The organism is Streptomyces sp. NPDC005141 (assembly GCF_053599975.1).
Map to the genome: position 1 here is coordinate 124,911 of NZ_JBSFYW010000016.1, position 19,377 is coordinate 144,287.

At 71.8% G+C, this 19,377-nt stretch carries 13 protein-coding genes; 3 read left to right on the forward strand and 10 right to left on the reverse strand.

Annotated elements, in window-relative coordinates; translation table 11 throughout:
• The first annotated feature begins 4 nt into the window (after positions 1–4).
• On the forward strand, positions 5–4,639 hold the full coding sequence (locus ACWD68_RS15645; RefSeq protein ID WP_451806957.1) for a hypothetical protein: 4,635 nt from the start codon (positions 5–7) through the stop codon (positions 4,637–4,639).
• A 99-nt stretch (positions 4,640–4,738) separates the two neighbouring features.
• On the opposite strand, the gene ACWD68_RS15650 is transcribed toward ACWD68_RS15645, so the two are convergent.
• From ACWD68_RS15650 to ACWD68_RS15690, 9 genes are all read right to left on the reverse strand, one after another.
• Positions 4,739–6,289, reverse strand: coding sequence for a GMC family oxidoreductase (locus ACWD68_RS15650; protein ID WP_451806958.1), 1,551 nt, complete (start codon positions 6,287–6,289; stop codon positions 4,739–4,741).
• A 16-nt stretch (positions 6,290–6,305) separates the two neighbouring features.
• A complete protein-coding gene (locus tag ACWD68_RS15655) occupies positions 6,306–7,868 on the reverse strand; it encodes an APC family permease (protein ID WP_451806959.1) in 1,563 nt (520 codons plus the stop codon).
• 141 nt (positions 7,869–8,009) lie between these two features.
• Entirely contained in the window at positions 8,010–9,476 is a 1,467-nt protein-coding gene (locus ACWD68_RS15660) for an aldehyde dehydrogenase family protein (protein WP_451806960.1), read from the reverse strand.
• A complete protein-coding gene (locus ACWD68_RS15665; protein ID WP_451806961.1) occupies positions 9,469–10,614 on the reverse strand; it encodes an aromatic ring-hydroxylating oxygenase subunit alpha in 1,146 nt (381 codons plus the stop codon). Before ACWD68_RS15665 ends, ACWD68_RS15660 begins: the two co-directional genes overlap by 8 nt.
• 11 nt (positions 10,615–10,625) lie before the next feature.
• A complete protein-coding gene (gene solA, locus ACWD68_RS15670; RefSeq protein ID WP_451806962.1) occupies positions 10,626–11,780 on the reverse strand; it encodes an N-methyl-L-tryptophan oxidase in 1,155 nt (384 codons plus the stop codon).
• 47 nt (positions 11,781–11,827) lie between these two features.
• Positions 11,828–14,284, reverse strand: a complete 2,457-nt coding sequence (locus ACWD68_RS15675) for a GcvT family protein (RefSeq protein WP_451806963.1) — start codon at positions 14,282–14,284, stop codon at positions 11,828–11,830.
• A gap of 34 nt (positions 14,285–14,318) precedes the next feature.
• Positions 14,319–14,522 carry a hypothetical protein gene (locus ACWD68_RS15680; protein ID WP_451806964.1) on the reverse strand — a complete coding sequence of 68 codons (204 nt, stop codon included), beginning with the start codon at positions 14,520–14,522 and terminating at the stop codon, positions 14,319–14,321.
• Positions 14,519–15,604: an S-(hydroxymethyl)mycothiol dehydrogenase gene (locus tag ACWD68_RS15685; RefSeq protein ID WP_451806965.1), complete on the reverse strand. Its 1,086-nt coding sequence runs from the start codon at positions 15,602–15,604 to the stop codon at positions 14,519–14,521. The genes ACWD68_RS15680 and ACWD68_RS15685 overlap by 4 nt, the downstream gene beginning before the upstream one ends.
• A 229-nt stretch (positions 15,605–15,833) precedes the next feature.
• Positions 15,834–16,655, reverse strand: coding sequence for an IclR family transcriptional regulator (locus tag ACWD68_RS15690; protein ID WP_451806966.1), 822 nt, complete (start codon positions 16,653–16,655; stop codon positions 15,834–15,836).
• A 213-nt stretch (positions 16,656–16,868) separates the two neighbouring features.
• Between ACWD68_RS15690 and ACWD68_RS15695 the strand changes: the two genes are divergently transcribed.
• A complete protein-coding gene (locus ACWD68_RS15695; RefSeq protein ID WP_451806967.1) occupies positions 16,869–17,189 on the forward strand; it encodes a bifunctional 3-phenylpropionate/cinnamic acid dioxygenase ferredoxin subunit in 321 nt (106 codons plus the stop codon).
• Between the two features lie 61 nt (positions 17,190–17,250).
• The gene (locus ACWD68_RS15700) at positions 17,251–18,450 is read left to right on the forward strand and encodes an NAD(P)/FAD-dependent oxidoreductase (RefSeq protein WP_451806968.1); all 1,200 of its coding nucleotides are present in this window, start codon (positions 17,251–17,253) and stop codon (positions 18,448–18,450) included.
• Positions 18,451–18,615: 165 nt separating this feature from the next.
• On the opposite strand, the gene ACWD68_RS15705 is transcribed toward ACWD68_RS15700, so the two are convergent.
• The gene (locus ACWD68_RS15705) at positions 18,616–19,254 is read right to left on the reverse strand and encodes a hypothetical protein (protein ID WP_451806969.1); all 639 of its coding nucleotides are present in this window, start codon (positions 19,252–19,254) and stop codon (positions 18,616–18,618) included.
• Between the last annotated feature and the right edge of the window lie 123 nt (positions 19,255–19,377).

The following is a 19,377-nucleotide window of genomic DNA, read 5'->3' on the forward strand; positions in this document are numbered from 1 at the left end:
CGCCATGTACGAGCTGTCCCGGGTCCGCCTCTACTCCATCGGGCCCGCCGGTGCGCGCTATGCCGACACCGTGCTGGATCTGCGCGGTGTCGGCGAGCCCGTGCCCGACCCCGCGCCCACCCAGGCGGAGTTCTTCGCGGAGGAGCCGGTCGGCCCGCCGCGCCGGCCCGCGCCCGCCGGCGTGCTCTTCCTGGAGAACGGCGGCGGCAAGTCGGTCCTGCTCAAGCTGATCTTCTCGGTGATGCTCCCGGGCCACCGCAACACCCTGGGCGGCGCCAGCTCCGGCGTGCTGCGCAAGTTCCTGCTCGCCGACGACTGCGGACACGTCGCCCTGGAGTGGCAGCACACGCTGACCGGCGAGTGCGTGGTGGTCGGCAAGGCGAGCGAGTGGCGGGGGCGGCAGGTCTCCAACGACCCCCGGAAGTTCGCGGAGGCCTGGTACTCGTTCCGGCCGGGCCCGGGACTCAGCCTGGACAACCTGCCCGTCGCCGAGGCCACCGCGGTACGGCCGCCCGTCGAGGGCGCCTCCGGCGCGCGGGGGCGGCGGCGCACGATGAAGGGCTTCCGCGACGCGATCACCGAGGCGGGCAAGGCGTACCCGCACCTCGAGGTGCACTGGGAGGAGATCCACGACCGCTGGAACGAACACCTCGGCGACCTCGGCCTGGACCCCGAACTCTTCCGCTACCAGCGGGAGATGAACGCCGACGAGGGTGAGGCCGCCGGCCTCTTCGCGGTCAAGAAGGACTCCGACTTCACCGATCTCCTGCTGCGGGCGGTCACCGACACCCGCGACACCGACGGGCTCGCCGACCTGGTCGGCGGCTTCGGCAACAAGCTGGGGCGCCGTGCCGAGCTCATCGCCGAACGCGACTTCACCGCCGGATCCGTGGATCTGCTCGGCCGGATCGTCGACGCCGCCGAGGCACGAGCACGCGCGCGTGACATCCACACCGGCGCCGAGCGGCGGACGCGGACGCTGGCACGCCGGCTGTCCGCGCGGGCCGTGCGGGAGCGCGTGCGCGCCGGTGAGCTCGCCCAGCGTGTGACCGCCGCCGCGTACGCCGTCACCCATGCGGAGGGTGCCCGCGAGCGCAGCGCGCTGATCGCCGCCGAACTCGCCTACCGCCACGCGTCGCTGGCCCTCGCCGGCGCGGAGAAGTCCGCTGCCGCGCAGAAGCGCGAGCTCGCCGACGCGCGCACACTGCACTCGGCCTGGCAGGCCGCCGAGGCCGTGCTGCGGCACCGCGCCGCCGCCGACCGCTCGACCCGTGTGGCCGACGCGATCCGCGAGGCCGAACGGGACGCCGCTCCCGCGCTCGCCGCCCGCGCCAGGGCCGCCGTCGACCTCGTACGCGCCCTGCACCGGGCCGCCGAGGGCGCCGAGTCGCTCGCCAACGAGGAGGAGGAGCGGTCCGCCGGCCTCCAGGAGATCGGCGAGACGGCGCACGCCGACTCGACGTCCGCCGCCACCGCCGCCCAGCGCGCCCGCAGCGAAGTCGGTCATCTGCGTCAGCGCCTGACCGAGGTCGAGCAGGAGACCGCCGAGGCGGTCCGGGCCGGCTGGCTCGACGACAGCGCCCCCGACGCCGACCCCGCCCGGGCCGCCCTCGCGGCCAGCGACGCGGAGAAGACGGCCGTCGCCGCCTGGGACACCGCCCGTGAGGCCTCGCGGCGCGCCGCGGACCACGCGCGGGAGGCGGCGTCCGCCGAGTCCCGCGCCGAGCTGACGGCGGCCCGCGCGGCCGACGCGGCGACGGCGGCGGAGCGGTCGTACGAAGCGGAACGGCGCACGGCGGAGGCGCTAGCGGAGGAGGAACGGCTCGCCGAGCTGCTCAGCCTGCCGGGCGCCGACAACCGCGGCGGCGTTCCGCAGCCCCGCCGCGACGAGGAGTCCGACGGCCCCGCCGGCTCGTCCGGGGGCGCGCCGCTGACACCTGAAGAGCTCGACCGGTACGCCGACGAGCTCCGCGAACTCCTCGACGAAGGAGTCGCCTCCGCCGAGCGGCAGCTCTTCGAACTACGCACCGCCGCGGCCGACGACGCGCGGATTCTCGGAGCGCTCGGCGACGGCGGGCTGCTGCCGCCCGGCCCGGACGTCCTGGCCGCCGTCGAATACCTGGGCGAGCACGGCATTCCGGCGCTGCCCGGGTGGCGCTACCTCGCGCAGGCCGTCGACCCCGTCGATCACGCGCGCGTGCTGGCCGCCCGTCCCGAACTCGTCGACGGTGTGATCATCACCGACCCGGCCACCCACGCGCGGGCCCGCGAGGCCCTCAGCGACGCTGCGCTGCTGCCGCGCTCGGCGGTGGCCGTCGGTACGGCCGCCGCCCTGCTGGCCCCGACCCCGGCCTCCGACGCGGGAGACGGCGGCGTCTTCCTCGTACCGCCGAACCCGGCCATGCACGACGAGCACGCGGCCGACGAGGAGCGCCAGACACTGCGGGCCCGCGCGGGCCTGCGGGACGAGGAGATCCGTACCCTCGCCGCCCGGCTCGGCAAGGACCGGGAGCTGGCCGCGCGGCTCGCGTCCTGGCGCACCGGCTGCCCGGCCGGGCGGCTCACCGAGCTGGCCACGACGGCCCGGGACGCGCGCGCGTTCGCGGAGGAGGCCGAGGCCGAGCTGGCCGAGGCCCGAACCGTCCGGGCGGAGGCCGACGAGACGGCGGCCGACGCGGCCCATGTGCGTGACGAGCGGCAGGAGGCCGCGCAGAAGGCCCGGCGCGCCGCCGACGCCCTCGCCGGACTCGCCTTCCGGCTCCGCGAGCGCGCCGGATGGCAGGTCAAGGTGCGCGAACTCGCCGACGAGGCAGCGGAGTCGGAGGCCCGGGCCCAGGTGTGCCTGGAGCGCGCCCGCGCCGCCGACGAGGACCGCCGTGCCGCCCAGCGCGCCGCCGACGACGCCCGCCGCACGGCCCGCGCGCTGCGCGCCGAGCGCGCGGAGATCGCGGGTGCCCCCGACGAGGTGACGCAGGACGGGACGGCGGCGCCCAAGGCCCCGCTGCCCGCCCTGCGCGAGGCCTACCGAGCCGCGTCGCAGCTGTACGAGAAGGTCGGCGTCGGCGCCGATCTGCGGGCCGAGCAGGCCCGGGCCGAGAGCGACGAGAGCGCGGCGCTCGCGGAGCTGGACCGGCTCAGCAACAAGGTACGCACGCGCGCCGCGCAGCTCCTGGAGTCGCCGGACGGTTCCGACGGTCCCTCGCGGCAGGCCGCCGTGGCGCGGGCCGACGAGCTGGTGCAGCTCCTGGAGACCCGGATGTCGGCCGCGAGCGAACAGCTCGGGCGGCTGCGCGGCGAGGCGGAGCGGCACGCGCCCCAGGACGGCGAGGCACACACCGAACTGGCCGAGGACCTGGTCCCGCGCGACGCCGAGCACGCGCAGGCCCTGCTGCGCACCGCCACGGCCGAACTCGCCGCCCGCACGGAGGCGTTGAACCAGTCACGCGGGTCGCACGCCGAGTTCCTCGACGCCCACCGGTCCGCCGAGGACGCGGCCGGCGGCTTCGACGAGACGTCCGCCCTGCTCCGGGACCTGATCCGCGAGAATGTCGACGAGGAGCAGGACGAGCCCGAGCCCTACCCCGGCACCCTCGAGGAGGCCCGGAACTCCGCCGCCGAGAGCCGCCGCTCGCTGCGCGGCTGCGCCGCCGAACTGTCCGCGGCGGAGGCAGCCGTCCGCGAGGCGAGCGACATCCTCGTACGGCACGCCAACTCCACGCGCTACGAGCAGGTGCGAACCCCCGCCCGGCAGCAGATCCGCGAACTGCCCGCCTCCTCGCTGCCCGAGCACGCTCAGAAGTGGGCGGACGCGTTCGCGCCCCGGCTGCGGGTGCTGACCGACGAGCTGGAGCAGCTGGAGCGCAACCGGGACTCGATCGTGGACCGGCTGCGCGGGCTCGTGGAGTCCTCCCTCGCCACGCTGCGGTCCGCGCAGCGGCTCTCCAGGCTGCCGGAAGGGCTCGGGGAGTGGTCCGGGCAGGAGTTCCTGCGCATCCGCTTCGAGGAACCCGACCAGGCCAGCCTCACCGAGCGGCTCGGCGAGGTGGTGGACGAGGCCACCCGCGCGGCGGTCAAGAAGAACTCCGACATGCGGCGCGACGGCATGTCGCTGCTCCTGCGCGGAGTCGGCGCCGCGCTCCAGCCCAAGGGCGTGGCTGTGGAGATCCTCAAGCCGGACGCCGTGCTGCGCGCCGAACGGGTCCCCGTCGGGCAGATGGGCGATGTGTTCTCCGGCGGTCAGCTGCTCACCGCGGCCATCGCCCTGTACTGCACGATGGCCGCGCTGCGCAGCAACGACCGCGGCCGTGACAAGCACCGGCACGCCGGCACCCTGTTCCTCGACAACCCCATCGGGCGCGCCAACGCGACGTATCTGCTGGAGCTCCAGCGGGCCGTCTCGGACGCGCTCGGGGTCCAGCTCCTCTACACCACCGGCCTGTTCGACACGACGGCGCTCGCCGAGTTCCCCCTCGTCATCCGGTTGCGCAACGACGCCGACCTGCGCGCCGGGCTGAAGTACATCAGCGTCGAGGAACATCTGCGGCCGGGACTGCCGCGTGAGGCGCCCGACGGGGAGACCGTGCACACCGAGATCACGGCGACGCGGATGTTCAAGCGCCCGGCACCGATCGCTCCGTAGAGACACGGCAGCCGGAACCGCGGGCCGTCCGTGGCCGGCCGCGCCCACGCGGCGGAGCCGCATGTCGCCACAGCCCCGCGCCCCTGGCGGGGCGCTCGTCTACGCGTCCTCCTTCAGCATGTCGGCGCACTTCTCGCCGATCATCATCGTGGTGACGCACGGGTTCACGGAGATCAGATCCGGCATCGCCGAGCCGTCCGCGACCCGCAGACCCTCGACCCCCTTGACCCGCAGCCGTGCGTCGAGCGGGGCCGAGGCGTCGTCGTCCGCGCCCATCTTCACGGTGCAGGACGGGTGGTAGACGGTGTTGTGGGTCTTGTGGATGTAGTCCAGCAGCTCCTCGTCGGACCGGAAGTCCGGCCCAGGGGCCAGCTCCGCGCCCGCCCAGCCGCTGAGCGCGGGCTGCGAGGCGATCCGCCGCGCCAGCTTCAGTCCGTAGGTCATCACCCGCACGTCGTGCTCGTGCGTGAAGTACCGCGGGTCGACCATCGGCTTGTCCCGGTAGTCGCGGGTGCGCAGCCGCACGGTGCCGCGGGACTTCGCGCGCGTGACGTTCGGGGTGAGGCAGAACGCGTTCTCCGACGTGGGGAATCCGTGCCGAGCGGTGTTCATGTCGAACGGCACCGAGCCGTAGTGGAACATCAGGTCGGGCCGGTCCAGGCCCGGTTCGGTGTCGTAGAAGATGCCCGCCTCCCACCACTGGCTGGACGTGGTGGGCATGGCCTGCTTCGCCTCCCACATGATGACGCCCTCGGGGTGGTCCTGGAGGTTCTCGCCGACGCCCACCGCGTCCACGACCACGTCGATCCCGACCTCGCGCAGATGCCCGGCGGGCCCGATGCCCGACAGCATCAGGAGCTTCGGCGTGTCGATGGAACCGCAGGACACGATCACCTCGCGGCGGGCCCGGACGGTCCGGGTGTGGATCAGATCCGGGTCGAGGTACTCGGCGCCGACGCACCTCCGGCCTTCCAGGACCAGCTTCTTCGCCCGCACCCCCGTCCGCACCGAGAGGTTCGGCCGCTTGCCCATGACCGGGTGGAGGTAAGCGACCGACGAGGACTGCCGGATGTTGTTCTCGTCGGAGTTGATCTGGAACCAGTTGGCGCCCCGGACCACCGTCCTGCCGCTGTTGAACGCCGTGGTCGGAATGCCCGCCTGCGCGCACGCCTCCAGCAGGGCGACGCCGCACGGGTCTTCGCCCTTCAGCGTGCGCAGCTTCACCGGGCCGGTGCGGCCGTGGTGGTCACCCGGAGCGTCGTTCGACTCCAGCCGCCGGTAGAGCGGGAAGAGTTCGGCCGAACTCCAGCCCGTACAGCCCGCGGCGGCCCAGTCGTCGAGGTCCTCCGCGGGAGCCCAGAAGGCGATGCAGGAGTTGTGCGAGGAGCAGCCGCCGAGCACCTTGGCGCGGGCGTGCCGCATGAAGCTGTTGCCGGTGGCCTGCGGCTCGACCGGGTAGTCCCAGTCGTAGCCGGATTCCAGCAGGCCCATCCAGCGGTCCAGTCTGAGGATGTCGTCGTCGCCGACGTCGCTCGGTCCGGCCTCCAGGACGCACACGGTGACGGACGGGTCCTCGGAGAGGCGGGCCGCGACCACATTGCCCGCGGTACCGCCGCCGACCACGACATAGTCGAACTCATCGTTGCTCATGAGCTGTTGACCTCCTTCAGTCGGCCGCCGGAGCGGGGTGCGGAGTCGTGGCGGTGGGCTGCAGCCGGTGCTCGTCGAGCACACCGGTGCGGTGGCGCTGGACGAACCAGTAGTAGGCGAAGCCGCCGCCCGCGATGACGGCGACGAACAGCACCGCGCCCCAGCGCAGATACCAGTGGAACGGCGCGGCGGCGTTGTAGACCTCGGCGCGCGGCCAGATCAGGTTGATCGTCATGACCGCGCCCCAGACGACGGCGAGGACATTGACGAGCAGGCCCCAGCGGCCCAGCGAGAACTTGCCCTCGCCCGCGGGCTGCCACGTGCCGCGCAGCCGGGCCACCAGCATCGGAGCGGTCACCCCGAGGTAGGCGAGATAGATCATGATGATGCCGATGCTGGTGACCACGGTGAAGATCTGCGGCTGGCGGATGTTCACGACGAGGATCGCCACGGCCAGGATTCCGATGATCACCGCGGGCAGGACCGGCGTCTTGAAGCGCGGGCTGACCCGGGCCATCAGCGCGGACGCGGGCAGGTTGTTGTCCCGGGACATCGCGAAGGCCAGCCGGATCGCCGCCGTGTGGACCGCGAGCGCGCACACCGTGACCGCGATCAGCACGCACCACAGCATCGCCTTGCCCGCCGTCGGGCCGAGCACGTCGAGGACGATGTACTGCAGGCCGTCCGTGGACAGCTTCTCCCCCTTCAGGCTGGAGACGCTCATCAGCGCGAGCAGCAGCACCAGGCCGCCCAGGACGAACGAGGCGACGATCGCGCGGATGATGGCCCGCGGGGCGTTGCGGGAGGGGTTCAGGGACTCCTCACCGAGTGAGGCCGCCGTGTCGAAGCCGTACATCACGTACGCCGAGGCGAGCGAGGCCACCAGGAACGCGCCGAGGTAGCCGCTCGAGTGCCCGGCGCCCGTACCCGCCGTCTCCGTGACCACCTGCGGTCCCCGGGTGATGTGGACGGCGAACAGCACGATGAGGACGACGGTGGCGATCAGCTCGATGAAGACGCCCGCGCTGTTGATGGTGGCCATCAGCTTCACGCCGAAGGCGTTCACCAGGGTCGTGAAGAGGATGAGCACCGTGGCCAGGACGACCGCGTTGGTCGCGACGTCGTACTTCCCTGTCCCGTCCCCGACGAACTGGAACACGTCGGAGATCTGCGGGAGCGTCAGCTGATAGGCGAGCGCCACCGCCGAGATCGTCACGATGGACGCGATCAGCATCATCCAGCCGGCCAGCCAGCCGAGATGCGGATTGCCTATCTTCTTCGACCAGTTGTAGACGGAGCCCGCGACGGGATAGCGCGCGGCCAGCTCCGCGAAACAGAGCGCGACCATGAACTGCCCGGCGAAGACCATCGGCCAGGACCACCAGTAGGCGGGACCGCCGCTGGCGAAGCCGAAGTAGAAGAGCTGGAAGGTGCCGGTGAGGATGGAGATGTAGCTGATGCCGGCGGCGAAGGTGTGGAAGTTGCCGAGGGTGCGCTTGAGTTCGGGTTTGTAGCCGAACTCGGCGAGCTCGGCGTCGTCGTGGTGCTGTGGGCCGGACGGTTGCTCGGTGGTCGTCATGAGCGGACTCCAGGTGGGCCTGGGGGCGGGGTGGGGGAGGGGCTCGTGCGGGTGCCGGGTTCCATGAGGGGGTGGTACGCGGGCGTCATGTCCGCGTTGGTGCGCCGGGGCGGCGGGGTGAGCCGCCCCGGACGATCCGGATCAGGCGAACCAGCCCTGCGGGGACGGGTCGGTGTTGCGCCAGATGTGTTTGGCCTCGCGGTACTCGGCCAGTCCCGACGGCCCGAGTTCACGCCCGAAGCCGGACTGTTTGAAGCCTCCCCACTCGGCCTGCGGGACGTAGGGGTGGTAGTCGTTGATCCACACCGTGCCGATCCGCAGACGGGCCGCGACGCGTTGCGCCTTGGCCTCGTCGGTGCTGAAGACGGCGCCCGCCAGCCCGTAGATCGTGTCGTTGGCGAGGCGCACCGCCTCCGCCTCGCCGCTGAAGCGCTCCACGGTGAGCACGGGCCCGAACGACTCGTCCTGGACCACGGACATGTCGCCGCTGCACTCGTCGAGGACGGTCGGCGGATAGTAGAAGCCCGCGTCGAAGCCGGGCCCTGTCGGACGGGTGCCACCGCAGCGCAGCACCGCCCCTTCCGCCAGGCCCTTGGCGACGTACGCCTCGACCTTGGCGCGGTGCGCCGCGGAGATCAGCGGTCCGGTCTGTGCCCGCTCGTCGAACGGCCCGCCCAGTCTGATCTCCGACGCCCGCCGTACGACCTCGTCGACGAACCGGTCGTGCAGCGTGTCCTCGACCAGCAGGCGCGCGCCCGCCGAGCAGACCTGCCCGGAATGCAGGAAGACCGCGGTCAGCGCCATGTCGACGGCCGTCTCGAAATCGGCGTCGGCGAAGACGATGTTGGGGTTCTTGCCGCCGAGTTCGAGGGCGACCTTCTTCACCGTCCCGGCCGCGGCGGCCATCAGCCGGCGCCCGGTCGCCAGGCCCCCGGTGAAGGAGACCAGGTCCACGTCCGGATGGTCGGCGAGCGGCGCACCCGCCTCGGGGCCCGCGCCCAGTACCAGGTTGGCGACGCCCGGCGGCACTCCCGCCTCTTCCAGGAGCCGCATCAGATGGATCGCCGTGTGCGGAGTCAGCTCGCTCGGCTTGAGGACGAACGTGTTGCCCGCGGCCAGCGCCGGCGCCACCTTCCAGGCCGTCTGCAGGAGCGGGTAGTTCCACGGGGTGATCAGCCCGCAGACCCCGACGGGTTCGTACACGACGCGGCTGTCGACGCTCTCCGTGCCCGTCTCGACGACCCGGCCGGTCTCGGCGGCGGCCAGCCGGCCGAAGTAGCGGAAGCAGTTCGCGATGTCGTCGATGTCGTACTCGCTCTCGACGAGCCGCTTGCCGGTGTCGAGCGACTCTGCGCGGGCGAGGGCGTGCTTGTCGCGGACGAGGAGATCGGCGACACGCAGCAGCAGGTCACCGCGGTCGGCCGACGGGACCGAGGGCCAGGGGCCCTCGTCGAAGGCGCGGCGGGCGGCGGCGATCGCCTCCACCGTGTCCTTGCCGCCGGCCTCGTCGACGACTCCGACCAGCGAGCCGTCGGCGGGGCAGCGGATCTCCCGGGTCCGCGCGTCGAGCGCGCCCCGCCACGATCCGTCGATGTACAGGTCAGGCACGTGGGCCTCCCAGTCGCTCGATCAACCACGCATGGAAGACCCCGATGTGATGCTCTGTCGGAACCAGCACACCACCGTTGCGATACGCCCGTGACGCCATCGCCGGCTGTGTCCTTTCACAGGCTTCGAAGTCCTGTTCGTTCACCCGGTGGAAAAGCTCCACCGACTTGGACACGTCGGCGCCCGACTCGACGACCTCCGGGGCGTAGAGCCAGTCGCACTCGACGACCGTGCGGTCCTCGGCGAGCGGGAACATGCGGTGCAGGATGACATGGTCCGGGACCAGATTGACGAAGACCGTCGGTTTCACCGTGATCGCGTAGTAGCGGCGGTCCTGGTCGTCCGCGACCTCGGGCAGCTTGGCGAAGCCCTCGCTGCCGTCGACCGTGAAGCCCTTGATCTCCTCCCCGAACTCGGCTCCGTGACCCACGTAGTACTGAGCCGCGAACCCCTCCGCGAACTCCGGCAGCACCTCGGTGAGTTCGGGGTGGATCGTGGCGCAGTGGTAGCACTCCATGAAGTTCTCGACGATCAGCTTCCAGTTCGCCCGTACGTCGTAGGTGACGCGCCGGCCGAGCGCGAGGCTCTCGGCGCCGTAGTGCTCGATCGCCGCCGCGGTGCCGAGCCGCTCCACGGCCGCGCCGGTCACGGTCTCCTCGAAGGGGGGCGGCTCGTCGGCCAGGCACACCCAGGCGTAGCCGAGCCACTCGCGCAGGGCGACCTTGACCAGGCCGTACTCCACGCGGTCGACGTCCGGCATCTTCACCAGGTTCGGTGCCGCGACCAGTTTGCCGTCGAGGTCGTACGTCCAGGCGTGGTACGGGCATTGGAGGTTGCGTCGTACCTCGCCCGACTCCTCGGTGCACAACCGGGCACCCCGGTGCCGGCAGATGTTGAGGAAAGCGCGCAGATCACCCGTCCGGGAGCGCGTGATCAGGACGCTCTCCCGGCCGACCTGCACGGTGCGGAAGGCTCCGGGCCGCGCGAGATCCGCGGAGCGCACCGCGCAGAACCACATCGACTCGAAGAGCCGCTCCTGCTCCTGCCGGAAGATCTCCGGGTCGGTGTAGTAGTGCCCGGGGAGCGTGGCGATCAGGCTGGGGGACAGCGGGGACGGGGAGGCGGGGATCGTCGTCACGTGCGTACTCCTCAGGCGGGCGCGGCGGCGAGGCGGTGTGGGTCGAAGAGGCCGATGGGGTGCTCGGTGGAGCCGTCCAGGGCGAGGTCGGCGAGGATCTCACCGACGACCGGTACGAATTTGAAGCCGTGTCCGGAGAACCCGCAGGCCACGGTGACGGACTCCGGGTGCGCGGGATGACGGGCGATGACGAAGTGCTCGTCGGGCGTGTTGGAGTACATGCAGGTGGCGGCCTTGAGGAAGGCGCCGGGCAGATCGGGGATGCAGCGGGACATGTGGTCCGCCATGGCCCGGATCTCGTCCTGGTGCACGGTCCGGTCGATGTCCTCCGGGGTGCACTCGACGCCCTTGCGGAAGAAGGCGACCTTCGCGCCCCGCTCGGGTCCGTCGATGGAGGGGAAACCGTAGACCTGGACTCCGGCCGCGTCCTCCCAGATGTAGATCGGATGCCTCTCGGGCAGGAACGGCCCGACCCCGCCCGTCGGCTGGAACCAGTGCATGACCTGCCGCTCGATCCGGAAGGGCACCCCCAGATCGGTGAGCAGCTGCGGCGCCCAGGCGCCCGGGCAGATCACCAGCTGACCGGCGGTGTAGGTGTTCTCGGCCGTGTGCACCCGCACGCCGTCCCGGTACGGCTCCCAGCGGGTCATCGGCTCGTCGAAGTGCAGGTCGGCGCCCTGCCGGGTGGCGAGCTGGAGGTGTGCGGCGACGGTGTTCTCGGGGCGGAGCAGTCCCGCCCGTGCCTCGAACAGCGCGACCTCGTCGTCCTGCGGATTCAAGGTCGGGAAGCTGCGCCGGATCTCCGCCGCGTCCAGCATCTCGTGGGGCAGGTCCCACCGCTGCGCCGAGAGCAGTGAACCGGAGACGGTCCGTGAGTCCGGGCGCCCGACCATCACGCCGCCGCACAGGGTGGCGATGTCACGGCCCGTCGCCCGCTCCAGCTCGTCGTACAGCTCGTAGGCGCGCAGCAGCAGCGGGACGTACGCCGGGTCCTCGAAGTAGGACTGCCGGGTGATGCGCGAGCCGCCGTGGCTGGAGCCGCGGTTGTGCACCGGGCCGAACTTCTCCAGCCCGAGTACACGGGCGCCGCGTGCGGACAGGTGGTGCGCGGCGGCGCTGCCCATGCCGCCGAGACCGATCACGATCACGTCATATGTGGGGGACACAGCGCCTCCTGATGCCTTTTCGTCCGGCTCTTGACTCTTGATCGGATTCAGCGGCGGATTCGGTTCATCTTCGGATCGAAGAGTGGTTCCTCGGAGACGGTCGCGGGGATCTTCTCGCCGAAGTAGCCGATGTGCACGCCTGTGCCGGTGGCGAGCGCCGGCAGCCAGGCGTAGGCGACGCAGCGGCCGAGTGTGTAGCCGTACGAGGCGCTGGTGACGTAGCCCGCGGGGGCGCCGTCGACGTGGACGGGCTCCTTGCCGAGGACGACGGCGGAGGGGTCGTCGAGGAGGAGCGGGGTGAGCCTGCGCGTGGGCTCCTGTGCCGCGCGGCCCTGCAGGGCTTCCTGGCCGACGAAGCCGTCCTTGTCCATGCGGACGGCGAAGCCGACGCCCGCCTCGTACGGATCGTGCTCGTCGGTCATGTCGGTGCCCCAGGCCCGATATCCCTTCTCCAGGCGGAGCGAGTTGAAGGCCGAACGGCCGGCCGCGATCAGGCCGTGCCGGCGGCCCGCCTCCCAGAGCGTGTCCCAGAGTCCGAGTCCCAGGTCGGCCGTGGTGTACAGCTCCCAGCCGAGCTCCCCGACGTAGCTCAACCGCATGGCGGTGACGGGGACATGCCCGAGGTACGTCTCCTTCGCGCGGAAGTAGCCGAAGCCCTCGTGCGAGAAGTCGTCGCGGGTCAGCGGCTGGACGAGGTCCCGGGCGAGCGGACCCCACACGCCGATGCAGCAGGTGCCGGAGGTGATGTCCCTGAGGTGCACGTCCTGCGGTGCGTGCCGCAGGAGCCAGTCCAGGTCGGCGGGGGAGTTGGCGCCGACCTGGAAGCGGTCGGGGGCCAGCCGGGCGACGGTGAGGTCGGAACGTACTCCGCCGGTCTCGTCGAGGAGCAGCGTGTAGGTGACCGCGCCGGGCTTCTTGCGGAGGTTGTTGGTGGTCATGCGCTGGAGGAAGGCGAGGGCGCCGGGGCCCGTGACTTCGAGACGGCGCAGCGGGGTCATGTCGTACAGGGCGACCTTCTCGCGGGTCGCCCGCGCCTCGGCCGCGGCGATGGGGGACCAGTAGCGGGCCGACCAGGCGTCGCGTTCGGGCAGGGGACCGAGCGCGTCGACGAGAGGGGCGTTCGCCTCGTACCAGTGCGGCCGCTCCCAGCCGCCGCCCTCCAGGAAGCGCGCGCCGAGTTGCTGCTGGCGGGCGTGGAAGGGGCTGACGCGCAGGGGGCGCGGTGTCTCCATCGGCTGGAGGGGGTGCAGGATGTCGTAGACCTCGACGAACTGCTGCGAGCCGCGCTCACGGACGTACGAGGGTGAACGCTGCGCGTCCTCGAAGCGGGTGAGGTCGCATTCGTGCAGGTCGATGGAGGCCCGCCCGTCGACCATCCACTCGGCGACCGCCTTCGCCACACCGGCGGAGTGGGTGACCCAGACCGCCTCGGCCAGCCAGAAGCCGCGGAGCTGCCGGGACTCCCCGAGCACCGGCATGCCGTCCGGGGTGAAGGAGAAGACGCCGTTGAAGCCCTCCTCGATCTCCGTGTCGCGCAGAGCGGGCAGCAGTCGGCGGCAGTCGTCCCAGCTCGGCGCCCAGTCCGCCTCGGTGAACGGATACGACGACGGCATCTGCATGTCGTTCGCGCGTGCCTCGTCGTAGGTGAGGATCCCGAACGGGTCGACCGGCAGCGGCCGGTGGGCGTAGCTGCCGATGCCGATGCGGTCGTGGTGCTCGCGGAAGTAGAGGTCGCGGTCCTGGAAGCGGAGGATGGGCTTCGACGCTTCGGACGCCGCTCCGGCGAGTTCGGGGAGCGGCTGTGTCCTCGCGTATTGATGGGCGAGCGGTTGCAGAGGTACGTCGACTCCGGCCATGCGCCCGATGACGGGACCCCAGAAGCCGGCGGCGGAGACCACGTGATCGGCGGGGAACGTGCCCCGGTCGGTGACGACGCCGGTGACCCTGCCGTCCGCCTTCTCGATGCCGGTGACCGTGTGACGGTCGAGGAAACGGGCGCCTCGTTCGGTCGCGCGCTCCATCTGGGCCCGGGCCGCGAGCAGGGCGCGGGCCAGGCCGTCGTCCGGGGTGTGGAAGCCGCCGAGGACGGCCGAACGGTCGAGGAGCGGCCAGAGTTCCTTGCACCGGTCGGTGCTGACGATCTCGCCGCGGACCCCCCAGGAGGCCGCGTAGCCGGCCTTGCGGTGCAGGTCGGCGAGGCGCTCCGGGGTGGTCGCGAGCTCCAGCCCGCCGACCTGGTCGAAGCAGGAGACGCCGTCCACTGCGAGGGAGGAGAACTTCTCGACCGTGTAGCGGGCGAACGCGGTCAGCGTCTTGGAGGGACTCGTCTGGAAGACCAGGCCCGGTGCGTGCGAGGTGGAGCCGCCCGGGGCGGGCAGCGGACCCTGTTCGAGGACGGTGACGTCGGTCCAGCCGCGGGCGGTCAGCTCGTCGGCGAGGGAACAGCCGACGATGCCGGCGCCGATGACGACGACGCGGGGACGGGTTGCGGGTGTGCTGGACATGCCCCTCCTTGCCGGGGTGGGGAAGTGAACGCGCTCAGGTGGCCGGGACGCCGGGCCGCCGGGCGGCGACCGTGTTGTCCGAGCGGTGTCCGCCGGGGACGACCGTGTTGCCGGGGAGAAGGAGCCGGTCGCGGACTGAGGACTCGTCGGCCGGCCGGTCCGTGTGCGAACGGCCGGTCGTGCTGAACGTGCCGGATGCGGCGACGCGTTCGGCTCGCACGGAGCCCGGGATGCTCACAGGACCACCACCGACCGGAGCACCTCGCCCCGGCGCATCTTCGCGAACGCCTCCTCGACCTGATCGAGGGAGATCGTCTCGCTGACGAAGGCGTTGAGGTCCAGCAGCCCGTAGAGATACTGGTCGATGAGGAAGGGGAAGTCGCGGCTCGGCAGACAGTCGCCGTACCAGGAGGACTTCAGGGCGCCGCCGCGCGAGAACAGGTCGATCAGCGGGAGGTCGATCCTCATCTCGGGGTCGGGCACGCCGACCTGGACGAGCACCCCCGCGTGGTCGCGCATGTAGAAGGCCTGCTTGTACGTCTCCGGTCGGCCCACCGCGTCGATGGCGATGTCGACTCCGAAGCCGTCGGTCAGCGCGCGGACGGCCTCGACCGGGTCCGTCCCCCGCGAGTTGACGGTGTGCGTGGCGCCGAACCGCTCCGCCACGTCGAGCTTCTTGTCGTCGATGTCGACGGCGATGACCTTCATCGCGCCGTTCAGACAGGCGCCCGCGATCGCCGCGTTGCCCACGCCGCCGCAGCCGATGACGGCGACGGTGTCGCCGCGCCCGACGTTGCCGGTGTTGACCGCGGCGCCGTATCCGGCCATCACGCCGCAGCCGATCAGCCCCGCGGCCTCCGGCCGCGCCGCCGGGTCGATCTTCACCGCCTGCCCGGCCGCGACCAGGGTCTTCTCGGCGAAGGCGCCGATACCGAGGGCGCTGGTGAGGGGGGTGCCGTCGAGGAGGGTCATCGGCTGTGTGGCGTTGCGCGAGTCGAAGCAGTACCAGGGTCGGCCGCGGCGACAGGAGCGGCAGGTGCCGCAGGGGGCGCGCCAGGCGAGGACCACGTAGTCGCCGGGGACCAGGTCGGTGACGCCGTCGCCGATCGCCTCGACGGTGCCGGCCGCCTCATGGCCCAGCAGGAAGGGGAATTCGTCGTTGATCGCGCCTTCCCGGTAGTGCAGATCCGTGTGGCAGACCCCGCAGGCCTGGACGTCGACAAGCACCTCGCCGGGGCCCGGGTCGGGAACGAGGATCGTCTGCACCTCGACGGGTGCGCCCTTCTTGACGGCGACTACGGCACGGACCTCGTGGGGCACGACAAGCTCCTCTGCTGTTGCGCAATGCACGATGGGTTGCGTGATGAGGAACATATTGAGAACGCCGCCACGCGGCCGTCAAGGGGTGGGAGTTAACCCTTGGCAAAAGGAACGGGAGGCCCGAAACGTGGCCGACACACGACGGCGCGGGGCCGGTGGAACCCTGGCCCCGCGCCGTGGAGCGGGTGTGCGCCCGAGGGGGCGCCGATGCCGGCGACGAAGTGCCGTCTCAGAAGCCGTAGCCCATCCGGCGGGACAAGTCGGCCCCCGCCGCCACCGTCCGCTTGCACAGCTCCGGCATACGGTCCGCGTTCAGCCGGTACACCGGTCCCGACACGCTGATCGCGGCGATCACCTTGCCGTCGTGCGCCCGCACCGGAGCGGCCACGGCGGCGAGCCCCAGCTCCAACTCCTCGAGGGTGATGCCGTACCCCTGCTCGATCACGGCCTCCAGCTCGCCGCGCAGCGTGGACGGCCCGGTGATCGTGCGCTCCGTGAAGCGCGGCAGAGGGCGTGCCAGCAAACCCTCCCGCAAGGTGGGCGGCATGTGCGCGAGCAGCACCTTCCCGCTGGAGGTGGCATGCAGCGGAGTGCGTCTGCCCAGCCAGTTCTGCGCCGTGACCGACGCCGTGCCGCGGGCCTGCATGATGTTGACCGCGGCGTCGTCGTCCAGGACCGCGATGTTGACGGTCTCGCCCAGCTCGTCGGCGAGTTCGCGGCAGACCGGGACACCCTCCTGGGAGATGTCGAGACGCACTGCCGCCGCCCCCGCGAGGCGCAGCAGGGCCGCTCCCAGGTAGTACTTGCCGCGGTCCTTGGCCTGCGCGACCAGGCCGCGGTTCTCCAGGACGCCGAGCAGCCGGAACGCGGTGGACTTGTGCACGTCCAGTTCCTCGGCGATCTCGGTGACGCCCGCCTCGCCGAGCCGGGCGAGGATCTCCAGCACGCTGACGGCGCGGTCCACCGACTGGACGGCGCTGCCCGTGCCTCTGCCGCTCTGCTTCTCGAGGGTCTCCTCGGTGCGTTCAGCCTGCTTCTGCGTGCGGGTCATAGGTCAACTCTCACCACCTGACGGCCGTGTTCGGGCCGCATCTGCGGGAAGCCCTTGACGTGACGGGATCCCCGCGCGGATTCTGTTGCGCATAGCGCTCCCTCGTGCGCCATGCGAAACATCATGTTACCGAAGCGTCCGGAACCCGGAAGGTTCCCGACGACCTGGACCTGAGAGGTCGCGGACGAGACGTCCGGACCGAGAGGGGGGCCCATGATTCCCGTCTGCCGCCTTGAAGACCTCCCCGAGGGCGAATCCGTCCGTGTGGAGACCACGCCACCGGTCGCCGTGTTCAACGCCGACGGTGAGCTGTACGCCATCGACGACACCTGCACCCACCAGGACGCCTCCCTCTCGGAGGGCTGGCTGGAGGGCTGCCTGGTCGAATGCCCGCTGCACGCCGCCTCATTCGATCTCCGCACCGGCTGGCCGACGTGCCTGCCCGCCCGCCGCCCCGTCCGCACCCACCGCGTCACCGTCGAGGACGGAATCATCCACGTCCACCTCGCCGCGGAGGAGGGCACCGCCGCATGAACGCCGTGACCCTCGCTCCTGGACACCGCGTGACGGCCCTCGCCGCCGAAGGGCGGGCCGTATGAGGACCGTGACCGTCGTCGGCGCCTCCCTCTCCGGTCTGTACGCGGCCCGAGAACTGCGCTCCCAGGGATTCGACGGACGACTGGTGATCGTCGGTGACGAACCCCACCGCCCGTACGACCGGCCTCCCCTCTCCAAGGACTTCCTCACCGGTCGCGCCGACGAGGAGCAACTCGCTCTCACCGACACCGAGGAGAGCGCGGAACTCGACGTCGAATGGCTCCTCGGCGTACCCGCCCGCGGTCTCGACGCCCGTAGCCGCACCGTCCTCCTGGACGACGGCCGTACCGTCTCCACGGACGGAGTGGTCATCGCCACAGGCGCCTCCGCCCGCCGCCTACCCGGTGACGACCTCGTCGGCGTGCACACCCTGCGCACCCTCGACGACGCCCGCGCCCTGCGCGCGCAACTCACCGCGGGACAGCGCCGTGTCGTCGTCATCGGCGGCGGATTCATCGGCGCGGAGACCGCGTCCTCGTGCGCCGCCCTCGGCCACGACGTCACCGTCGTGGAGGCCGCCCGCCTGCCCCTCCTTCCTCAACTCGGCCCGGACATGGCCGCCGTGTGCGCCGCACTGCACCGGCGCGCAGGCACCGGCCTCGTCACCGGAACCGGCGTCGCCGGGATCCGGGGGAGTGGTGGCGCGTCGCCCGGCGCGGTCACCGGCGTGGAACTGTCCGACGGTCGCTTCCTGCCCGCCGATGTCGTGATAGTGGGGATCGGCGCCGCCCCGAACACCGGCTGGCTCGCGGGCTCGACGCTCGCCCTGAACGACGGTGTGCTGTGCGACGACGGCTGTGCGACCGCACTCGCGCAGGTGGTCGCGGTCGGTGACGTCGCCCGGGTCGGCGGCACCCGCGCCGAACACTGGACCTCCGCCACCGAGCAACCCCGCGTCGCTGTGGGCAACTTGCTCGCCGGACGTACCGTGACGACCTTTCGGTCCCTGCCCTACTTCTGGTCCGACCAGTACGGTGCGCGGATCCAGTTCGCGGGGCGGCGGCGGGAGTCGGACACGGTCCGGATCGTCGAGGGAGCCCACGACGAGGGAGGACCGGCCGAGGGCGGCTTCCTCGCCCTCTACGAGCGCGCCGGCCGCACGACGGCGGTGCTCGGTGTCGACCGTCCCCGCCCCTTCATGCGCGTCCGTCGTGAACTGGCGTGCAGCCATGACCCGGTGGAGCCGGCGGCACGGTGAGGATGCGACCTGGGATCCCGCCGATGTGGCGGCCGAGGGGAGGGGCGGAGGTTCGTTCCGCTCCTCCCCGGGTCGACCGGCTGCGCGAGCAGCGATCCGCCTCACGTTCCGTCGCGACGTGCTGCTCCGCGCACCCGGGTCGAGGCGGACACGGCTGCCGCTCGGCTACGAGTGCGACAACTGCCCGGCCCCGCCCCGCCTGCGTATCCGCTCCTGGGCCCGCGCCGCGATCCGCCCCTGACGCCGGGCCTTGCGGCGCTCGCGCCGCAGTGCCCGCGCGGTACTGCTCGGTACCGACACCACGCCGTTCCGCTGGTTCCACACCTGCCGTGTCACCCAGACGTCCAGGGCGCCCCATGTGGCCACGACCGTGCTGGCCACGCTGCTCAGGACCATCGGGAAGGCCAGCCAGGACCCCGCCATCGTGCAGAGGAAGGCCACCACGGCCTGTGTCAGCGTCACCGCGATGATGAGGACCGCGCGCACGGCCGACGTGCGCACCGGATCGGGCAACCGGCGCCTGCGCGCGGGCTCCTCGATCCACAGAGGCCGGTAATACGCCTGCTCGTCGTTGCCCTCGTTGCCTTCCGTGGCAGCGCCCTGCTCATCGGCTCGGCCGCGTATGTCCGTGGCGATGTCCCCGACGTCCGCCGCATCGCGCCCGCCCGTCGCGGCTCGCCGCCTGTCGGGCTGACCCTGCTCAGTCGCCGGAATGTCGTGATCCTGCGCCTGAGTGGCCAGTTGTACCGCCTCGCGTGTCGCACCCCTTGTCCCGGGTGCCCCGCTCCGCTCCGCCGTGCCCATCAACTTGTCACTCCCCACCGCCCAGCAACCCTCTCGCACGGGTGTCTCGCGACTCCCGCTCCCCAGTGGCTGCCCGGCTTGCGCTCTTTTACGCCGCCTGAGCGCGGCATGCGACGCCTGTGG

What these genes read in the sequence shown, in the direction of transcription:
- ACWD68_RS15705 (WP_451806969.1), bottom strand. Translation starts at nt 19,254, where the DNA reads ATGGGCACGGCGGAGCGGAGCGGGGCACCCGGGACAAGGGGTGCGACA.
- ACWD68_RS15655 (WP_451806959.1), bottom strand. Translation starts at nt 7,868, where the DNA reads ATGACGACCACCGAGCAACCGTCCGGCCCACAGCACCACGACGACGCC.
- ACWD68_RS15645 (WP_451806957.1), top strand. Translation starts at nt 5, where the DNA reads ATGTACGAGCTGTCCCGGGTCCGCCTCTACTCCATCGGGCCCGCCGGT.
- ACWD68_RS15690 (WP_451806966.1), bottom strand. Translation starts at nt 16,655, where the DNA reads ATGACCCGCACGCAGAAGCAGGCTGAACGCACCGAGGAGACCCTCGAG.
- ACWD68_RS15650 (WP_451806958.1), bottom strand. Translation starts at nt 6,289, where the DNA reads ATGAGCAACGATGAGTTCGACTATGTCGTGGTCGGCGGCGGTACCGCG.
- ACWD68_RS15675 (WP_451806963.1), bottom strand. Translation starts at nt 14,284, where the DNA reads ATGTCCAGCACACCCGCAACCCGTCCCCGCGTCGTCGTCATCGGCGCC.
- ACWD68_RS15695 (WP_451806967.1), top strand. Translation starts at nt 16,869, where the DNA reads ATGATTCCCGTCTGCCGCCTTGAAGACCTCCCCGAGGGCGAATCCGTC.
- ACWD68_RS15700 (WP_451806968.1), top strand. Translation starts at nt 17,251, where the DNA reads ATGAGGACCGTGACCGTCGTCGGCGCCTCCCTCTCCGGTCTGTACGCG.